The 20,175-nt window shown below is 43.9% G+C and carries 9 protein-coding genes, 3 pseudogenes and 1 CRISPR repeat array; of the genes and pseudogenes, 6 read left to right on the top strand and 6 right to left on the bottom strand.

The features are described 5' to 3' along the window. Positions 1-86: 86 nt before the first annotated feature. Positions 87-5,969, top strand: coding sequence for an AAA family ATPase (locus H6G03_RS14840; protein WP_456057569.1), 5,883 nt, complete (start codon positions 87-89; stop codon positions 5,967-5,969). Positions 5,970-6,050: 81 nt separating this feature from the next. Here the strand turns inward: H6G03_RS14840 and H6G03_RS14835 are convergent, their stop codons facing one another. Together H6G03_RS14835 and H6G03_RS14830 are read right to left on the bottom strand one after the other, a co-directional pair. Further along, a complete protein-coding gene (locus H6G03_RS14835) occupies positions 6,051-7,400 on the bottom strand; it encodes an O-antigen ligase family protein (RefSeq protein ID WP_190465135.1) in 1,350 nt (449 codons plus the stop codon). 37 nt (positions 7,401-7,437) lie between these two features. Continuing rightward, positions 7,438-8,280, bottom strand: coding sequence for a YaaW family protein (locus H6G03_RS14830; protein ID WP_190465134.1), 843 nt, complete (start codon positions 8,278-8,280; stop codon positions 7,438-7,440). Between the two features lie 80 nt (positions 8,281-8,360). Between H6G03_RS14830 and H6G03_RS14825 the strand changes: the two genes are divergently transcribed. The 3 genes from H6G03_RS14825 (at position 8,361) to H6G03_RS14815 (ending at position 13,061) form a co-directional block, all read left to right on the top strand. Then, positions 8,361-9,407 carry an FAD-dependent oxidoreductase gene (locus tag H6G03_RS14825; protein ID WP_190465133.1) on the top strand — a complete coding sequence of 349 codons (1,047 nt, stop codon included), beginning with the start codon at positions 8,361-8,363 and terminating at the stop codon, positions 9,405-9,407. 87 nt (positions 9,408-9,494) lie between these two features. Continuing rightward, positions 9,495-9,848 (top strand): hypothetical protein, encoded by a 354-nt coding sequence (locus H6G03_RS14820; protein ID WP_190465132.1) that lies wholly within the window; start codon positions 9,495-9,497, stop codon positions 9,846-9,848. An 81-nt stretch (positions 9,849-9,929) separates the two neighbouring features. Further along, positions 9,930-12,627: direct repeats of the CRISPR family, unit length 37 nt; unit sequence GTTTCAATCCCGTTGCCGGGATTCTGTTGATTGAAAG. Between the two features lie 62 nt (positions 12,628-12,689). Continuing rightward, complete coding sequence (locus H6G03_RS14815) at positions 12,690-13,061, top strand: hypothetical protein (RefSeq protein WP_190465131.1); 372 nt, start codon at positions 12,690-12,692, stop codon at positions 13,059-13,061. 122 nt (positions 13,062-13,183) lie between these two features. Here the strand turns inward: H6G03_RS14815 and H6G03_RS14810 are convergent, their stop codons facing one another. The 3 genes from H6G03_RS14810 to pap form a co-directional block, all read right to left on the bottom strand. Beyond that, positions 13,184-14,944, bottom strand: a complete 1,761-nt coding sequence (locus H6G03_RS14810) for an ABC transporter ATP-binding protein (RefSeq protein ID WP_190465130.1) — start codon at positions 14,942-14,944, stop codon at positions 13,184-13,186. Positions 14,945-15,163: 219 nt separating this feature from the next. After that, the gene (locus H6G03_RS14805) at positions 15,164-16,294 is read right to left on the bottom strand and encodes a YdcF family protein (RefSeq protein WP_190465129.1); all 1,131 of its coding nucleotides are present in this window, start codon (positions 16,292-16,294) and stop codon (positions 15,164-15,166) included. Positions 16,295-16,396: 102 nt separating this feature from the next. Then, on the bottom strand, positions 16,397-17,884 hold the full coding sequence (pap, locus tag H6G03_RS14800) for a polyphosphate:AMP phosphotransferase (RefSeq protein WP_190465128.1): 1,488 nt from the start codon (positions 17,882-17,884) through the stop codon (positions 16,397-16,399). Between the two features lie 387 nt (positions 17,885-18,271). Here pap and H6G03_RS14795 point away from each other — a divergent pair. Further along, positions 18,272-18,898: pseudogene (locus tag H6G03_RS14795) on the top strand (pentapeptide repeat-containing protein); the annotation flags it as partial. Positions 18,899-19,176: 278 nt separating this feature from the next. Here H6G03_RS14795 and H6G03_RS39780 read toward each other — a convergent pair. Continuing rightward, positions 19,177-19,853: pseudogene (locus H6G03_RS39780) on the bottom strand (RNA-guided endonuclease InsQ/TnpB family protein). Here H6G03_RS39780 and H6G03_RS14785 point away from each other — a divergent pair. Beyond that, positions 19,848-20,169 (top strand): annotated as a pseudogene (locus H6G03_RS14785) (zinc ribbon domain-containing protein); the annotation flags it as partial. The pseudogenes H6G03_RS39780 and H6G03_RS14785 overlap by 6 nt on opposite strands. Positions 20,170-20,175 lie beyond the last annotated feature (6 nt).

The following is a 20,175-nucleotide window of genomic DNA, read 5'->3' as shown; positions in this document are numbered from 1 at the left end:
AGCGCGAACTCAGGTTAGCTAGGTTTGGTAAATTAGATCGGAGATTTGGGCATAATCAATCTAGGAAGTTATAAGGATTTAGTAAGATGATGAGCGCTTTAGTCAGTCTGACTGAATATCGCATTACCGAACAAATCTACAATGGTTCGAGAACCGTAGTTTATCGAGGTTATCGACAAGATGGAAAACCTGTCGCGCTCAAACTGCTCAAAAATCCTTATCCCAGCTTCTCGGAAATAGTCCAATTTCGCAATCAATATACCATTGCCAAAAATCTTAATTCACCTCTAATCGTCCAAATTTATAGCCTAGAACCGTACCAAAATGGCTATGCTTTGGTCATGGAAGATTTTGGCGGAATTTCTCTCAAGGAATGGAAAATCAGGGGAAATCTCCAATCTCTACCAGAATTTTTAGCGATCGCGATCGCCCTGTGTGACGCCTTAAATTTACTTTACTACGAGCGGATTATTCACAAAGACATTAAACCCAGCAATATATTAATCAATCCCACCACCAAACAAGTTAAATTAATTGACTTTAGTATTGCATCTTTATTACCAAGAGAAACTCAAGCCCTCGTCAATCCTAATGTATTAGAAGGAACACTAGCTTATATATCCCCCGAACAAACAGGTAGAATGAATCGAGGGATAGACTATCGCACAGACTTCTACTCACTTGGTGTAACTTTCTACGAATTACTCACGGGAAAGTTACCTTTTGCTTCCAACGACCCGATGGAGTTGATACATTCTCATATTGCAAAAATCGCACCATTAGTAGACGAAATTAATCCCGAAATTTCATCTGTAATATCAAAAATTGTCAGTAAATTGATGGCGAAGAATGCTGAAGACCGCTATCAGAGTGCATTAGGACTGAAGTTTGATTTAGAAAATTGTCTACATCAGTTACAAGTTTCGGGTAAGATTGAAAGTTTTGAAATAGCACGGCATGATGTGTGCGATCGCTTTCTCATCCCCGACAAACTCTACGGACGAGAAACCGAAGTTGAAACTCTATTACAAGCCTTTGAAAGAGTCAGCCTTGGTGCCACAGAAATGATGTTAGTCGCTGGCTTTTCCGGCATTGGAAAAACAGCAGTTGTCAACGAAGTGCATAAACCAATTGTGCGGCAACGCGGTTATTTTATCAAAGGGAAATACGACCAATTTCAACGAAATATACCTTTGAGTGCATTTGTCCAAGCATTTCGAGATTTAATGGAGCAATTATTAACTGAAAGTGATGCACAAATTCAGCACTGGAAAAACAAAATATTAGATGCTGTTGGAGAAAATGGTCAGGTAATTATTGAAGTCATACCCGAATTATCAAGAATTATTGGCGAACAACCACCAGCTATAGAATTATCAGGAACGGCGGCAGAAAATAGATTTAATTTATTATTTCAAAAATTCACCCAAGTCTTTACCAGTGCTGAACATCCAGTGGTGATGTTTTTAGACGATCTGCAATGGGCAGATTTGGCATCGCTGAAGTTAATGGAGCTTTTAATGGCTGATACGAGTTATCTTTTGTTAATTGGTGCGTACCGCGATAACGAAGTTAATCCAGCACATCCATTAATTTTAACCTTGAGTGAGATTCAAAAAAACCAAGCAACGATTAATACGATTACTTTAGAGCCATTGAGTCAAGTCAAAGTAAATCAATTAGTTGCTGACACACTGAAATGTCCAGAAACTTTGGCATTACCTCTTTCTCAATTAATCTCTCAAAAAACTCAAGGAAATCCGTTTTTCGCTACCCAGTTTCTCAAAGCATTACATCAAGATCGACTGATTCAATTCACCCCTCCAACTCCCCCCGATCGAGCCGGGGGATGGCAATGTGACATTGCACAAGTGAACCAGCAAGCAGTTACAGAGGATGTTGTGGCCTTTATGGGTTTTCAATTGCGAAAACTACCGCCATCAACTCAACAGATATTGCAGTTAGCAGCTTGTATTGGCAATCAGTTCGATCTCTCAACTTTGGCAATTGTTTCAGAAAAATCAGAAATTGAAACGTCGGCGGATTTATGGAAAGCATTACAAGAAGGCTTGATTTTGCCGATTGGCGATGTTTATAAGTTTTATCAGGGAGAAGGAAATGAGAGATTGGTAGTGTCAAATGAAAATACTACTAAACAAATAGCCAAGTATCGATTTTTACATGACCGAGTACAACAAGCTGCTTATTCCCTGATTCCCGACGAACACAAAACAGCAACTCATCTAAAAATTGGACAATTACTTCAACAAAAGTTGTCCGAGTTAGAGCAAGAGGAAAAACTGTTCGATCTGGTCGGGCATTTGAATTTAGGAAGTGAGTTAATTACTCAACCGCAAGAACGAGAAGCCTTAGCTCAACTTAACTTAAAAGCGGGACAGAAAGCCAGAAATTCTACAGCATACACTGCGGCAAGAGCTTATCTGCAAAAAGGGATTGAGTTACTGACAGCTAACTGCTGGCAAGAGCAATATAAATTGGCTCTGAATCTCCATGTTGCTGCTACGGAAGCTGCTTATTTGAATGCCGATTTTGATGGTATGGAAAAAATAGCAGCACTGGTGTTACAAAAAGCTGAGACGATTTTAGACCAAGTTAAAATTTACCAAATTCAAATCGTCGCCCAGACAGCCCAGGGCAACATATTAGAAGCTATTGCAGTCGGAAGAGATGCACTCTTTCAATTGGGGATTGAACTCCCAATTGCACCTGACGAAGCCAAAATTGCTAAAGCGCTGCAAACCGTAGCTAGTCTTCAAGGTGATAGAGGGATTGAGGAATTAGTCGATCTACCTGTAATGAGCGATTGCCAGACTCAGGCAGCTATGCAACTCTTAGGATTATTATTTTCACCGATTCTACAGGCAATGCCGGGATTACTACCTATACTGAGTGCAACGATGGTGAGTTTATCACTCCAGTTTGGCAATGCACCAGCCTCGACTGTGGGGTATGCGATTCACAGTATGGTGTTGTGTGCTTTTTTGGGAGAAGTGAAAACAGGCTATAGCTTTGGGCGATTAGCAATAAACTTGCTGCATCGATTTAATGTCGGGGAATTCAAATGTAAAGTTCTACTGCTGTTTTCGGCCTGGGCTCAACATCATCAAGAATCGCTCAGGGTAACAATACTGACGATGAAAGATGGCTATGCAACTGGTATAGAAACTGGTGATTTTCTCAACGCTGGCTATAACTCGCTTAATTACTTTATTGCCAAACTTTTTGCGGGGTTAGAACTGGATATTTGGCAACAGGAAATAGCAGATTACAGGGCTGTCTTAGTGCAGATAAAACAACATTCTGCCCTGACTTATTGGGATATGACGCAGCAAACTGTACATAACTTGAAGGAAGCCCGGATTGTGTCAGATTGCTTAGTTGGCAGTGCCTATGATGAAACGCTGATGATTCCTAAGCACCATCAGGACAAGGATCTCACAGCGATCGCTATTGCTTACACTTACAAACTGATGCTGGCATACTTTTTTGGTAACTACACCTCTGCCCTAGAATATAGTACCCAAGCCAAACAGTATTTAATGGCAGTATCAGGGATGATTTTTATTCCCATTTTTCATTTCTATACAGCTCTGACGCATTTGGCACTCTTCACCACACAGCCAGAGCAGGAGCAAGCCGAACTTCTCGCTTTGGTGGAAGACCATCAAACTATTTTGCAACAGTGGGCGCAGAATGCGCCCATGAATCATCAGCATAAATGGTATTTAGTTGAAGCCGAAAAGTATCGGGTTTTAGGCAATAAAGCCGAAGCAATTGAACATTACGATCGCGCCATCATTGGAGCCAAAACCAACGAATACATCCAAGAAGAAGCACTAGCCAATGAACTAGCCGCCAAATTTTACCTCGACTGGGGTAAAGCACGCATTGCTGTCGAATACATGACGAACGCCTACTATGGCTATGCTCGTTGGGGCGCTAAAGCCAAAGTCGCCGACTTGGAGCGATGCTATCCCAAACTTCTCGCCCCCATCCTCCAGCAAATCCGTTCTCCCCTCTCCACTCAAGAAACTATCTTCGCATTGGGGAGTAGCTCCAGCAGTTCTCCCAGTTCCAGCAGTAGCAGCGTCTCTGTAGCTTTTGATTTAGCAGCCATTCTCAAAGCTTCCCAAACTATCTCAGGTGAAATCGAATTTGAAAAACTACTCTCGGCATTGCTTTCTATTGTCATCGAAAATGCAGGGGCTGATAAATGCGTGTTTATGCTCTTGCGAGAGGAGCGCCTGTTAATCAAAGGGTTAATTACCACAGGTTCAAAGCCAGTTATCTTGCAGAGTCTTCCGATTGAAGATAGCCAAGATATTCCCCACAAGCTGATTTACAAAGTCAAGCATAATAGGCAGACTGTTGTGCTGCTGGATGCAAGTGCCGATCCGACTCTCGCCAACGATCCTTATATTATCCGTCAGCAGCCGAAAAGTATCTTGTGCAGCCCGATTTTGCATCAAGGGAAGTTGATGGGCATTTTATATCTAGAAAATAATTTAACAACCGGGGCATTTAGTGGCGATCGCGTGGAACTACTCAACTTACTTTGCACTCAAGCTGCTATTTCTTTAGAAAATGCTCAACTTTATGAACGAGAACAGGAAAAATCTCAGTCCTTACAAGCATCACTAGAAAAATTACAAAAAACCGAAGTATCTCTAGCTAAGGAAAGAGAGTTTTTGAATGCCATCATTCACAATATTACCGATGGAATTGTTGTCTGCGATGCTAGTGGGACTTTGACTCTATTTAACAAAGCAACTCGTGAATTTCACGGCTTACCAGTGGAATCATTACCGCCGGAACAATGGGCAGAATATTTTTCACTCTATCAACCTGATGGTCAAACACCCTTATCAACAACGGAAATTCCTCTGTTTCGTGCTTTGCAAGGAGAAATCGTTGAAAATGCCGAAATGGTAATTGCGCCTAAGCAAGGTTCTCGGAGAAGTTTGTTAGCTAGCGGACAAGCAATCTTCGATCCTTGGGGTAACAAAGTTGGTGCAGTAGTTGTGATGCGAGATATTAGCGATCGCAAACGAGCAGAACTTGCCTTACAGCAAAAATCAGTGGAATTAGAACAAGCATTACACAACTTGCAAAACGCTCAATTACAAATAATCCAAAGTGAGAAAATGTCGGCTTTAGGTAATTTAGTAGCGGGGGTAGCGCATGAAATGAATAATCCCCTTGGTTTTATTGCTGCCAGTCTCCAAGAAACTAAACCTACTATTGTCGAACTAATCGAACACTTGCAACTCTATCAAGAAACTTTCCCCGATCGGAGCGAAGAAATTCTCGACCATGCCGAAGAAATTGACTTGGAATATACCTTAGAAGACTTACCTAAGATAATTGATTCCATGTCTACAGCCTGCGAGCGGCTGAAAAATATCAGTACCAGTTTACGTACTTTTTCTCGTGCCGATCGCGACTGCAAAGTGCCATTTAATATTCACGAAGGCATTGATAGCACACTTTTAATCCTCAAACATCGCCTGAAAGCTAATGAACAACGTCCCGCCATTGAAGTGATTACCAACTACGGTAATTTACCTTTAATCGAGTGTTTCCCCGGACAACTCAATCAGGTATTTATGAATACGATCGCCAATGCGATCGATGCTTTGGATGAATCAAATATCAGTCGAAGCTTTGCTGAAATCAAGGCCAACCCTAACTTCATTACAATTACCACATCAGTAGAAAACAAGCGGGTAAAAATTGCCATTGCAGATAATGGTTGCGGCATGACTGAATCGGTCAAAGAAAAGATATTTGACCACTTGTTTACCACGAAAGCAGTAGGAAAAGGTACGGGTTTGGGATTGGCGATCGCGCGTCAAATCATCGTTGAAAAACATGGCGGAAGAATTGATGTAAATTCTGTTCCCGGACAAGGAACAGAATTCGCGATCTGGTTGCCTGCGAACAGATAGAGATGCAGAAAATAGGGGGATGGGAAACTATCCCCCACTAAAGTGATTGTAAATCTAAAATCCGATATCTGATATTGGCAATCATTTTCCACTTTGGCTATAAACCACTCCACCAATTGCGGCTAACAGCAACCATCCGAATGTATTGACGCGCAAATCAAATATTGTTACATCTACGGTGTTAAATAAACTACAGCCTAAAAAAGCAACTATAAAACTGAATAAAATTAATCTATCTTGATTATTTACAGGCCAATCTCGCAATAGCAAAATACTTCGCGCAATCATCCAACTGACTAAAACACAAAACAGCATTGTCGCAGGAATGCCGATTTCTGCTGTTAGCATCAAAAACAAACTATGGGGATGACCTAACCAAATAGGATTGTCGGGAGTGGCATATTTTGTTACATAAAGTGGCGTGAAATTTCTTAATCCCCAACCTGTCCAAGGACGCTGCTGTGTCATCCACCAAGCAAATTGCCACTGGGTTGTTCGCAAATAAGGTAAAGGTCGATCGGGAAAATTTTGATCTGTTAAACGCGCCCAAAAGAAAGCGGGGACTATTTTTCGCAGGAATTGATTTATCGGTGATGGCGCAAAAGCGGCGGCGAGAATAATACTTGCAATTCCTGTGACTGCCGCTAATAACCAACGCCAACCAAGGTAAACTGAAAAAGCGAGACAGGCCAGAGGTGCGATCGCCCAAGCATTGCGAGAATTAGTGAAGACGATCGCGATCGCACTGCCAATTACCGCCGCAATCAAATATAACGTCCCGTAATTGGGAAACTTCCCTCGCTCCCCCGTTCCCCCGTTCTCCGCCTCTCCCGCTCTTCTCCTAGCGAGTTGCCACTGTTCGATCGACAGCCCAAGTGCGAGAATGAAAACGATCGTCAGATAAGCGGCGAGGATATTGGCGTACATAAAAACGGACGCCATTCTACCTGGAGGATTGCCAGTCGCTGTGAGACCCCAACCTAAAATATTTGCTAATAAACCCGAACTAGCCCAACCTAAAAATAGTTGACCCAAGCCAAGAATTACGATCGGAACAGAAGGTATAACTATAATCCAAGCTAATCGCCGCAGTTGAGCGGGTGTTTGTATTAACTCGCCGAACGAGATAAGCAGCAAGAAAAACGGTAAAAAATTAGCCAAACCCAGAAAAGCCTCTGAAGAATAAGCAGCCAAACTCGCAGAAACGACGAGTAAAAGGCTAAAAAGAGCGATTCCCCAGTTGAGGGGACGTCGGATAATCGTATTAAACTTTTGCTTGCCAGTACCCAGTATTGCGAGGGCAATTCCGACTGCTCCTACAGCTGGAAATAAAGGAAAAATCAACAAACCTAGCTGGGCAAAATTCCACCATAGCTGTAAGGGAGGTTCGGAAAAAGATTTTAGATTTTGGATTGTGAATTTTGGCTTCATGTTCAATCAAAAATCTAAAATCTGAAAACTAAAATTTTCATGCTATTTCCCAACATTCCGAGCGAGTGAGGCGAATTTGTGCTAGGGCGAAGATGGTGGGTATAATGCGGGCGTAGTTAGTGGCGATCGCTCGCCAACCGAGATCCGCAAAAAACCAAGTCCACAGCGCTGGGCCTAAAAATGCAAACACGCTGCGGACAGCAGTATATCGCGCCGCACTCAAAGCCATACCCTTTTCAGCAGCCTGAAGCATCATATAGCCTTGAAACTTGTTCATCGCCGCCACTCCTCCAGATACGGCTGCTTCCCTGGCAATTTGGTATCTGGCAAAGTGAAGCGCAAACTGATGGGCCATCTGTTGCAGCAACATCGGTTTGACGATCGAACTAACTGCCAAAGCGCTACCACCTTTGATCAGCCAACCGAAAGGATCGCGCTGCACGGAAAGCGGTAACGGTTCGGAAAGTTGAGTTTCTGCCAGACTTTGCTGCACTCGCACAGTTAAGGCATTTTGCTCTGCGGCGGGTAATTCTTTCCAAGCTCGTTTCAGCAGATGGAGAAATATCTCTGCTTCTATATCTGTGGTGGAAAGCTTGTTGGAGTAGCGAATTTTAAGATAACGACACACCTGGATTAAAACTTGGCGATAGGTTACCTCCTGTGTGCGTCCCCGCAATACCGTCAAGCCATCCGCTGCCAAAAAGCGAAACCTTTGCTCTAGCATATCCAGCCAAGCTTCGCGATCTTGGCTTTGTACTTCTATAGGATCGGGCGTGCCAACATAGTCTAGGGGATTGAATCGGCGACAAAACAGAATTGCCGTCAGTTGTTGCAATTCTTCTTCTGTAGCCAACTCCAGTACCGATCTCAGTTCATCCAAAGTCGAACCCTCCAGGACCCCAGATTCTTTGCTGTCCCTTATTCTACTTCTATTGATTCTACGCGGGAGGTTGTCAAGTCGTGTTTGATGTTGCGGTTATTGGTGCGGGAATAGCCGGTTTGACTGCGGCGCAACAGTTGCAGCAAGCTGGATACAGTGTAGTGGTGCTGGAAAAATCTCGCGGTGTGGGAGGAAGGGTGGCGACGCGCCGATTATACGGCAAAAGCGCCGATCACGGGTTGCGCTACTTGGAACCGAATGGGGAGATTTTGCAAAGGTTTGTAAAGGTGTTATGCGATCGCCACATTCTCCAGACTTGGAATGACAGATTTTATTCCCCTGAATCCAAAATCCCCCACTATGTTGCGCCAGAAGGAATGAGTGCGATCGCGAAATTCCTCGCTACTGGTTTGGAAATCAAGCTAAATCAACGAGTCCGGGCAATTAATGTTACAGATAACAAATATTGGCGTCTGGATTTTGAGGCTAAGGTCGATGATATCCCAGAAGCGGTAAAAGCCAAAGCAGCGATCGTGGCAATTCCCGCGCCGCAAGCTTTGATGTTGTTGGAGCCATTAGCTGAGAGTATTTTACCAACTGGGTTTGTGGATAAGCTGCGAGCGATCGAATTCGATCCCTGTTTGGCGGTCATGGCAGGCTATCCAGCCCAAGCAGAGCTAAATTTAGATTGGAATTCTGTTGTTTTTGCAGATAATTCCGACATTGCTTGGATCGGTTTGGATAGCAGCAAGCGCCGCAACGCTGAATTTCCAGTATTTGTGATGCACAGCAGTGCTGCATTTGCTCAAAATTATTTAGATGCAGAAGATTTAAATGCTGCTGCACGCCATTTGTTAGCTACGGCGACAGCAGAATTAAATCTATCTTGGCTAGATGCGCCAGCATGGTATCAAATTCACAGGTGGCGCTATGCTTTTCCCAGTCAGTTTTGGCAGTCAAGTTATCTGGATGCGGAGATATCTTTACCTTTGATATGTTGCGGTGATTGGTGTGGTGGAAACTTAGTAGAAAGTGCTTTAAATTCGGGTATGGCGGCGGCAAGTCAAATTAATCGGTATATTAGAGATGTGCCTTTACCGGGTATTCGCTTTTTAGACATTTTTTAGTAGGGGCTAAGCATTCGTGCAGATAGTTGACGATCGTAAATTATCAATTCAAACGCGAATGCTTCGTCCAAGCAAGCAGAGGCAGAGATGAATATTAGTATTGTTGGCGATCGAGTAAAACTTGAGTTGGAATGGTACGAGCAACTTTGGGCTTTTACTTTAAATAAAATTTGGGAAATTCCGCTGAGTCATATCACCAGCGCGACATCGGCGGAACCGCAAAGTAGTTGGTCGGAAATTCGCGCACCAGGAACCTCTTTGCCAGGAGTAATTAAGGCGGGAACTTATTACAGCCGTAGGGGGAAGGAATTCTGGTATGTCACAAAAGATCGAGATTATTTGACGTTGGAATTACAGGATGAATCCTATAAAAGGATTATCTTGACGATTGATGATAGCGAAGCATGGGTAGCTCGAATTAATCAGAGTAAAATTAGTTAGCTGCTGCGTTCTCATCGTTTGGCTTGTTCGGTTGCATCGGTAGTGTAAGAATTTAGTTATAGCAACGGTTTCCAGCGTATTGTTTCAATCCCGTTGCCGGGATTCTGTTGATTGAAAGTTAGCAGTGTGCTTCTAGCACAAAGCAAAACGATCTGTTTCAATCCCGTTGCCGGGATTCTGTTGATTGAAAGAATGCCTATTTCCCTAAAGATAGCTCTTTGGGCTTCAAGTTAGTTTCAATCCCGTTGCCGGGATTCTGTTGATTGAAAGCTCCAATCTGTTCTTCTCCGATATGTTCCTTGATTTCGTTGCGTAGATGTTTCAATCCCGTTGCCGGGATTCTGTTGATTGAAAGCCATATCAAATGTAATTCCATTGCGATTTTCGCGCAGTGTTTCAATCCCGTTGCCGGGATTCTGTTGATTGAAAGTTGGGACGAATTTATTCTGTTTTCCCCAGATGGGTTTCAATCCCGTTGCCGGGATTCTGTTGATTGAAAGTCATCAAGGACTGCCCTCTGAATATGGGGGCAAATATTAGTTTCAATCCCGTTGCCGGGATTCTGTTGATTGAAAGTTCGACTTCTGCTTTCGCAGCACTTTCGCAAGCGTTTCAATCCCGTTGCCGGGATTCTGTTGATTGAAAGTCGGAACCAATATCATCGGCCTCTTGACCTGGGTTTCAATCCCGTTGCCGGGATTCTGTTGATTGAAAGTTTCAAGCTTTTCTATTGCGTTAAGTATTTTGGTTTCAATCCCGTTGCCGGGATTCTGTTGATTGAAAGGAAGACGCAATTTTGTATTCCTTAAAGCAGAATACAGATGTTTCAATCCCGTTGCCGGGATTCTGTTGATTGAAAGTAACGATGCCACTGTTTTTCTCGTCGGCATTTTTTAAGTTTCAATCCCGTTGCCGGGATTCTGTTGATTGAAAGTCGGGTGGCTATCACTGTGGGTTCTGTTTAGAGTTTATGTTTCAATCCCGTTGCCGGGATTCTGTTGATTGAAAGTTGAGGTGATAGCATTAACATGAAACCAAAATATCTATGTTTCAATCCCGTTGCCGGGATTCTGTTGATTGAAAGCAATTTGTTGGTATCGATACGTCAATTTGTTGGTATCGAGTTTCAATCCCGTTGCCGGGATTCTGTTGATTGAAAGGTGCAAGCCCCTACACTTGTTCCACCAGCCAAAATGTTTCAATCCCGTTGCCGGGATTCTGTTGATTGAAAGGCGTACCTCGCCGCTAAAAAAGGTGTTTCCGCTGAAGGTTTCAATCCCGTTGCCGGGATTCTGTTGATTGAAAGGGGGAAATCAGAAGAGAATTAGGGATTTCTTTTTTGAGTTTCAATCCCGTTGCCGGGATTCTGTTGATTGAAAGTTTAGCATGGCTTGTGTCCTTCGTTAGTTATTAGTCAGGTTTCAATCCCGTTGCCGGGATTCTGTTGATTGAAAGTCCCAACCCAAAAGGAGATTGCTAAAAAAATCAATGTTTCAATCCCGTTGCCGGGATTCTGTTGATTGAAAGCAATGGATCGAGAAAGTTAAGATTCATATTACCTCTTGTTTCAATCCCGTTGCCGGGATTCTGTTGATTGAAAGCGCATCCCCCGAAGTCGCGGCGGCTTACCTTCTTGTTTCAATCCCGTTGCCGGGATTCTGTTGATTGAAAGTAATTGTTATTTAGTTGATAGCGAGTATCTTGCTTGTTTCAATCCCGTTGCCGGGATTCTGTTGATTGAAAGTTGGCAAACCGGGAGAAACGCCATCTGCTGTGAGATGTTTCAATCCCGTTGCCGGGATTCTGTTGATTGAAAGGGGGAAGGCGAGGGCGGCGGGAAAGAATTGGCGGTGTTTCAATCCCGTTGCCGGGATTCTGTTGATTGAAAGTCTTTGTAGGGCTTCCAGAAATCGCTACGAGTTGATGTTTCAATCCCGTTGCCGGGATTCTGTTGATTGAAAGACCACTTCGGTGGCCGCGCCCCTATGGGTCTGGGGCTAGCGTTTCAATCCCGTTGCCGGGATTCTGTTGATTGAAAGATTCTGCTTGCAAACTCTGCACAAGCGCGGGATCGGTTTCAATCCCGTTGCCAGGATTCTGTTGATTGAAAGTTAGATAAACAGTGGTATGTTTTAGCACCGAATATCAAGTTTCAATCCCGTTGCCGGGATTCTGTTGATTGAAAGTTGTAGTTCCTAACAACCATCCACAGGTAGCACGTTTCAATCCCGTTGCCGGGATTCTGTTGATTGAAAGATCAAAATCAATGGGTATTCCCCCCTAGTATGGGGGTCGTTTCAATCCCGTTGCCGGGATTCTGTTGATTGAAAGCAAATACCTATCACAAAAAAGGGCGAGCATACATTTAGAGTTTCAATCCCGTTGCCGGGATTCTGTTGATTGAAAGTAACTTAAAACCATATATTCTTCGATTTAAGTTTCCTGTTTCAATCCCGTTGCCGGGATTCTGTTGATTGAAAGTTGTAGGAAACTATTATTATGTATGACTACCTTTTTAGGTTTCAATCCCGTTGCCGGGATTCTGTTGATTGAAAGAAGGAAGTTATTAGGTGATATAGCTATCCCCGACTTTGATGTTTCAATCCCGTTGCCGGGATTCTGTTGATTGAAAGCAAAAATGCCGACCCGCAAGCTGCGATCGATAAGATCGCGTTTCAATCCCGTTGCCGGGATTCTGTTGATTGAAAGCTAGCGATCGGAAGCTCCCCGCTCAAAAAAATCGTTTCAATCCCGTTGCCGGGATTCTGTTGATTGAAAGACTGGCCCTTGAAACCCAGACAAACAAGGCATTCTGAAGGCACTTTTCGTGAACCTCATTTTTTGCCTCATTTCAGGCTCGCTTATTGCAAATTAATTGCAACTATTGCCTTTAGCCAAACGCTGAAACTATTTAATTGTCAAGGTTCTGGCGTTTTTCGTGAACCTCCCCAGGTTTTGGCTCCCGCTTCGGTTCACGAAAACTATGGTAAACCAATGGCATTTTCTTGTCAAGCGTTTCGCTCTATGGTATTGAAAATCCGATGGATGGGTGTTCGGCTGGTACAGCAGGCTCTTTCGGATTTACGGGGAAAAATGTTTGTCACTGTTACAGTCAATCGTGATGCTGGGTTACGGCACGCTCGGAAAGGGATAGGAAGAGGGAAAGGGAAGAGGGAGAGGGAAGAGGGAAGAGGGGAAATTTTGAATGATTGACTTTTGACTTTTGACTTTTGACTTTTGACTTTTGACTTTTGACTTTTAGATTGCCCGTGCCTAACCCACCCTACGATTATATAAGTTTAGCTTATCACCACAAAAACAGGAAAGCCTGAAATTTATCGCAACAATTCCTCTAGCTTTTGCTGATTCCAAAGTGACTGGTACAAACCTTTTTGCTGCACTAATTCAGCGTGAGTGCCAGATTGCACAATTTCACCTTTATCCATGACAAAGATGCGATCGCAACTTGCTGCCGCAGACATTTGGTGAGAAATAAAAACCACTGTTTTTCGTTCTGTTCCTGTTGACAAATTTGACAAAATAGCAGTAGCAGTTTGATTGTCCACGCTGGAAAGAGCATCATCTAATATTAATACCGGAGCATCCACCAGCAAACCGCGAGAAAGTGCCGATCGCTGTCTTTGTCCGCCGGAAAGAGTGATGCCGCGTTCGCCGACAATGGTTTCGTATTGTTGGGGAAAGTAGAGAATTTCTTGATGAATTTGGGCTTGTTTGGCTGAATGTTCTACAATTGGCTGTTCGGCTACGGGATCGCCGTAACGGATGTTATTTTTGATGGTAGTACTGAAGAGAAAACTTTCTTGGGGAACGTAAGCGATCGCACTCCGCAAATCTGCTAATTTTAACTCAGTGATATCGTAGCCATCCAAAAACAAACTACCCTCAGCAATATTTAACAAGCGAGGTAAAGCATTAGCCAAAGTTGATTTACCGGAACCGATCGGCCCTACAATCGCTACCGTTTCTCCAGGCTCGATCTTCAAGCTAATATTATTTAAAGCACGAGTTTTCGCACCGGGATAAGTGTAACTCAAACCGCGAGCCTCAAGCTTACCTTTTACCTGTGCCAGAGGCAGAGAAATCGCATCGGCTTCGTCGTTTATTTTTGGTTCGGCGGTGAGAATAGATTCCACGCGATCGATACTAACTTCTCCCCGTTGATAAGTAGTAATAGTAAAACCCAATAACGCCGTTGGGAAAACCAAACGTTCCACATAAATAATTAAAGCCAAAAAGCCGCCAATTGTAATCGAACCTTGTGCTATTGCTCCCACACCCAGCCACAGCAATACCAGCAAGCTGATATAAGCCATACCTTCTACCAGCGGAAACAAAGTAGTCCGCGTCTTAGCTAACTGGAGATTTGCTTGCAAAAGTCGTTCGTTTAACTGACTGAAAGCGCGGCGTTCGTTTTCCTCTTGCGCGTAGATTTTAATTAAGGAAATCCCGCTCATATCTTCTTGGATCAAATCGCTGAGATTGGAAAGTTCTTCCTGCACCGCCAACTGTTGAGTGCGGAGTTTATCGCTAAACAGTTGCACAATTAATAACATGAATGGGTAGACCGCGAGTGCGGCTATACTCAGTTTCCAGTTGATCCACAGCATGATCGGTAAAGTCAGTCCGTAAGCAAACAAAGTATTCGCCAAACTTAAGACCGCAAATCCCAATAAACGCCGAATATTATCGACATCGCTGGTAGCGCGATTGATTAAATCTCCAGCTGTGTTTTTGGCAAAGTAAGCGGGTTCCAGTTTTAACAGGTGTTGAAAAATCTTTTGTTTGAGATCGAATTCTACCTGACGACCGACGCCAAATATTAAGAGCCGCGAGCCGACGCGAATCCCCCACATCACTGTTGCCAATACTAGAAGCAAAACGACAGCTTGCAAAATGCGATCGAATCCTAAATGGGATTTTAATATCTCTTGCAGGTCGTTAACTGTATTGCGAATCTCGATCGGGATGTAAACCCCCAATGCGTTGACAATGAATAAAGCTAAAATGCCTTGTGCCACTTGTTGCCAGTGGGGACGCAGGTACGCAGCCAGTTTTTGCAGCCGTGATTGAGCCATTTTGATTTTAGATTTTAGATTTTAGATTTTAGATTTTGGATTTTGGATTTTGGATTTTGGATTTTGGATTTTGGATCGCTCATCAGGAATCAGGAAAAGCCGTCCTAGAAGGACGGGGCTTGAATCCCATCATTTTCGGTCAAGTTCGATAGTTTTTGATTAGGCGCACAAAGTATCCCCAATCTAAAATCTAATATTTAAAATGCAAAATTGCATCTGCTAACATCCAAAATCCTTCAGTTGGGGGATAGCATCCAGAGTCGGAGCCAGCCACCCGCGCAAGAAGTAATAAACGGATGTCCAAAATTCGTTAATGACGCGGGTACTGATCAGGAGACCTTCTGCGCTGGGTACAAAGTCTGAAATTCTCACTTTGCGTGCGTTGCTGATGGTAATGCTCAAGGTGTCGCAACTTCCTTTTTGGGTGCTACTCACTCTCAGGCGGGGAGTAGAATCGGGTTGCAGGGAGTAGAAACCTGCGGGACTGGGGATAGTACTAATTCCCAATTGAGCAAATGTCTGTCTGGCGCGTTGCATATTTAATGCAGAGGTAACGAGGATAACGCGCTTACTAATTTTACCCCGATCGACAAATTGCGTTTTCACCGCTTCTGCACTGCTGCGGACATCTAAGCCAGTACGTTCGCGCCAGATATCTTGTGGCGGGATACCCAAACTTTCTAACGTTACGGCAATCTTGTCGGCTTCGGGACGATTGGACTGGTTGGGGGCATTGTCGAAACCCGATCTAGGGCCAGCACTGACAATTATTTTGGCAAAATTGTTCAAGTCTAGCTGCCTTTGATATTCTTGCACGGTTTGAAGGATGCGATCGCTTTGATCGTTGAGTTGAATTTGATTGGGAGCCAACAAACTCAGCTGAGTTGCCGAATGGCCCAACAAAACGATCGCCCCAACTTTTTGCGGACGCCGCAAAGCTGCTTGAAAGCCAATAATCGCATCATTTTGAACTCGATTGGCCAGCAAGTTAGCCATCAAGGGTAAACTGAAAATTGTCAAAATCAGAAAAGCTATCCAAATTTGGTTCATTCCCTTGGGGGTGATCGTTTTTTCTTTCTTTTTAATCTCTCCCGTTAATGCTAGAAACAATAACAAAATTGACAAGCCCAGCGGTTTTAGCGGAAAAGTGAGAATGCTGCCAAATGTTGTGACTGCTGGATCGTTCGGCGTTATAAACGACAAAATCAAGAAGAACAGCATTAGAACCAAACCAACCCAAGCCAAATAGTCTCTAGGTTTGGCATCTTTACCAGTTCCTTTTACCAGCGCCTGCCAAGTAATAGTACCGATCAACACCACAAGCATAATCTGCGTTAGCGTTGAAAACATGGCGGCATTTCCTCACAAGGCGGTAATTTCAGATGACAAGTTGCAGATTGCAGATTGACAATTTCAAATTGAAATCTGAAATCTCAACTCTGCAATTAGCTACTATCGATTTTTCAGCTTGCGCCGAATGGCATCAGTAACAGTCTGAATTACCTTAACACGGGCGTAGTACTTATCATTCGCTGCAATCAACGTCCAAGGAGCTGTGGGCGTGCTGGTACGCTGAATTGCCTGATTCACCGCTACTTCGTACAAAGGCCACTTTTCCCGATTGCGCCAATCTTCGCTAGTGAGTTTATATTGCTTAAAAGAGTCGTTCTCCCGTTCCTGAAACCGCTCTAGCTGTTGTTCCTGACTAATGTGGAGCCAAAACTTGACCAAGACATATCCATCGCTGCTGAGTTGGGCTTCAAATTCGTTGATTTCCTGGTAGGCGCGACGCCATTCGGTTTCTGTGGCAAAACCTTCGACTCGCTCTACCAATACTCGACCGTACCAGCTGCGATCGAAAATGCCAATTGTGCCGGCGGTGGGTAATCTTCGCCAAAATCGCCACAGATATTGGCGAGCTTTTTCTTCATCTGTGGGTGCGGCGAAGGCGTTAACCTTGTAGCTGCGGGGGTCGAGAACGTCGGTGAGTCGTTTGATTGCGCCACCTTTGCCGGCGGCATCCCAACCTTCAAACAAAATTAAAATGGGGATTTGCTGTTCGTAAATGCTTTGCTGTAGTTTGCGTAAGCGCACCTGTTCTCGCAGTAATTCTTTTTTGTACTCCGTCCGCGATAAGCTCTGATTTAGGTCTACTTGAGCCAGCAAATTCGGTTCGGATGGGTTGAGTTGCTCCTGGGGCGGGATAATTGGTGTAGGTGTTCGATAGTGGAGTCGATCGAGTGCTTCTGTAATGGTGGCGCTTAGTTGGGTAAGGACTTTGACTTTAGCCCACCGCTGACAGTCGCCTTCGACTAATGTCCAGGGAGATGGCCCAGTGCTGGTGTGAACGAGCATTTCTTCAGCTAGAGCGACGTACTTGTCGTAATTTTTCTCTTGTTGCCAGTCTTCGGGGCGCACCCGCCAGGATTGTAGGGAATCGGAAGCGTATTTTTTCAGTCGCTGCTTCAATTCCTTTTGGCTCAAATGAATCCAAAATTTGGCGATCGCTACGCCATCATCCACCAATTGTCGCTCAAACGCATTGATGTGCTGCATCACCATCGGCACTTCGCCTTCTTTTACCCGTTCAAACAAGCGGTCTTCCAAAACGTGGATGTACCAGCTGTGATAGAAAAATCCGATGCTGCCACGGGCGGGTAGCTTCTGCCAAAATCGCCACAAAAATGGGTATTTTTGCTCTTCTGGGCTGGGAGGCCAAATCGGGTGGACTGCAAACCCACGCGGGTCCATGTATCCCACCATTTTCTTAACTAAGGCACCTTTACCCGCCGCCGCCCAACCTTCTAGGACGACAATGACGGGCAATTTTTTCTCCCAGCAAGCTTGTTGGAGCGATCGCAAATTCTCCATCAAGGTTTCGATTTGCGATCGGTAAGTAGTTTTATCGAGGGAAAGGTCTAGATCGAGAGTATCGAGCATGAGGTATAAGGATAAGAGGAACCCAGAAAGGAACAGAGGTGCAGAGGGGCAGGAGCGCGATCGCGAACGATCGATCGTCCATTAGCCATGACCGTTCGCGTCAGTTCTAATTATAGAAATCACAAAATCGCTAAAAAGTAATGAGTACAAACATGGAAATTTTACCTTCCGGGATCTTACGGCACAAATATATAGATTTTCTTAAGATTACTTGACAAATCAACTTTTTTCTTAAACCTTTCTGAAGGCAAGCCAGAGTAATATCCAAGTGGGTTGGTTGAGTTAAGTATGAAAAGAATCAACCCAAAACTATTTCTACGAACTATTCCCCCTATCTGAGGGTAGATTTTTTAAGGGTAAAACGGTAGCAACGGGAGCTGTCACAATATGGAACGTAGCTTCATACTCAGGCTTTATGAGATGGGAGAGAGAGATTTTGCTGGAGTTGACCTGCGAGGAGTTGACCTGAGTGGCGCTACCTTAATCGGAGTAAACCTATCGGGAGCAAACCTGACAGGAGCCAACCTCAGCAGGGCGTTCTTGACAAAATCAAACTTGAGTGGAGCTTTTTTAAACTGGGCAAATCTGACTTTTGTCAAAATTAGTGAAGGGCATCTGGAAGATGCAGACCTAACTAAAGCTGACATCAGTGGTGCCTTTATGGTGAAGTGTAACTCGATCGGGGCAAAACTTAGCGGCGCAAATCTTACCGGTGTTAATCTTAGAGATGCTAATCTGGAGAGAGCTAATCTCTGCGGCGCAAATTTAGAAAATATCAATCTGCGGGGAGCTAACCTCAAGGGAGCCAACCTGAGTTGGGCCAATATGTGCGGTGTCAGACTGAGTGGCGCAATACTCTACGGAGCCTTCTTAAATAATGTCAATTTGACGGGCGCGTTCTTGAATGGTGTTGACCTGACAGGAATAGACCTAAATGGGGTGAACCTCAGCGAGGCAAAATTGAATGGGGCGAAACTCCAAGCAGCCAACGTAAGCTTGACGGAAGCAGACTTGACGTAACCGTTCAGGGGGGGTAAAATAGCTTCAAGCGTATGCTCTATATCCCTTTCAGCTTTTTAAGCTGAAAATATGATTATCAATAAAATCTAAAAAAAGTGATTTATTGACAGTATAAGCTATTTAAAAACTAATCAAAAAACTACAGGTAGCGTTCTTTGATTAGTTTAAACGCTACCTGTACCCCGTGAACGGTTACGACTTGACAGGGGCAAACTTAGCGCACGCTTCTCTTTTTGAAGCTCCCCACCCACAAGGGGATGGGGATTCTTGGTTCAACGAATCAACTTATCTAATTGAGTTACCCCAATTAGACAGAGGTTGGTTTCTCCCCAAGCGTTAATTTCGGTTCTTCCCACCGTATTTGGTAATACTATGCCAAGCATTTCTAAGCCTTTGGCTAAGATGTTTAGTGCCGCATTATGATCGCGATTTAGCACCAGACCACACAAACATTTATGTGTTCTGGTGCTAAGTGTTTTTCGGACTTCTTCACCACAATTAGAACAATTAATGGAAGTGTATTGTGGCGCAACTGCCACGCAAACAATTCCATGAATCTTCGCATAATAATCAACCCAATTAGTGAATATTCCCCAACTGGCATCATTAATTGATTTAGCAAGACAATGATTTTTTACCAAGTTTTTCACTTGCAGACCGTCAGAGTGATAGTTTTCCTGTCCTCTGACAATTTCCATCCACTTTTTTTATATTCAACTGAGCGGACATTCTTTTTAAAGCGAGGATACCCTTTCTTGCCCGGAATTTGCTTTTTGCAGTTATCATAAAACCGCTTAATGCTTGCCCACGATCTTTCTGCACTAGCTTGTCTAGCACTGGCATTGAGCTTTGAACACCAAGCAAATTGTTTGGCTAAATCCTTGGTCAGAGCAGATAGGTCGTATTGCCCAACACCAGCATTATCCATCCAATGTCGAAAGTTAAGCATTGTTTAGATGCAGGGTTCGGTCAATTCTTCAATATCCTTGAGCAAACTTGTTTAAAACGTGATGTCTATTTTCAAAAAGTAGACAGCCGTAAAACTAGCCAGATTTGCCCCAGTTGTGATGTTGAGACAGGCAAGAAAGAACTTTCAAAACGTACTCATGTTTGTTCAAATTGTGGCTATACAACTGATAGAGATGTTGCAGCCGCTCAAGTAGTTCTCATTCGAGGACTCGCAGCCGTTGGGCAAACGGTGAAGATGCAAGAGTTCGGGTAAATTTATTGGCATCCCTATGAAGCAAGAATCCTCGTGTCTTTAGACCGAG

This window comes from Aerosakkonema funiforme FACHB-1375 (assembly GCF_014696265.1).
Taxonomy (GTDB): domain Bacteria; phylum Cyanobacteriota; class Cyanobacteriia; order Cyanobacteriales; family Aerosakkonemataceae; genus Aerosakkonema; species Aerosakkonema funiforme_A.
The sequence above is the reverse complement of the archived record's forward strand: the minus strand, read 5'-3'. Positions and strand labels throughout refer to the sequence as shown.

Coding starts and splice junctions, on each gene's coding strand:
- H6G03_RS14840 (WP_456057569.1), top strand. CDS start 87: ATGATGAGCGCTTTAGTCAGTCTGACTGAATATCGCATTACCGAACAA.
- H6G03_RS14835 (WP_190465135.1), bottom strand. CDS start 7,400: ATGAAGCCAAAATTCACAATCCAAAATCTAAAATCTTTTTCCGAACCT.
- H6G03_RS14820 (WP_190465132.1), top strand. CDS start 9,495: ATGAATATTAGTATTGTTGGCGATCGAGTAAAACTTGAGTTGGAATGG.
- H6G03_RS14810 (WP_190465130.1), bottom strand. CDS start 14,944: ATGGCTCAATCACGGCTGCAAAAACTGGCTGCGTACCTGCGTCCCCAC.
- H6G03_RS14805 (WP_190465129.1), bottom strand. CDS start 16,294: ATGTTTTCAACGCTAACGCAGATTATGCTTGTGGTGTTGATCGGTACT.
- pap (WP_190465128.1), bottom strand. CDS start 17,884: ATGCTCGATACTCTCGATCTAGACCTTTCCCTCGATAAAACTACTTAC.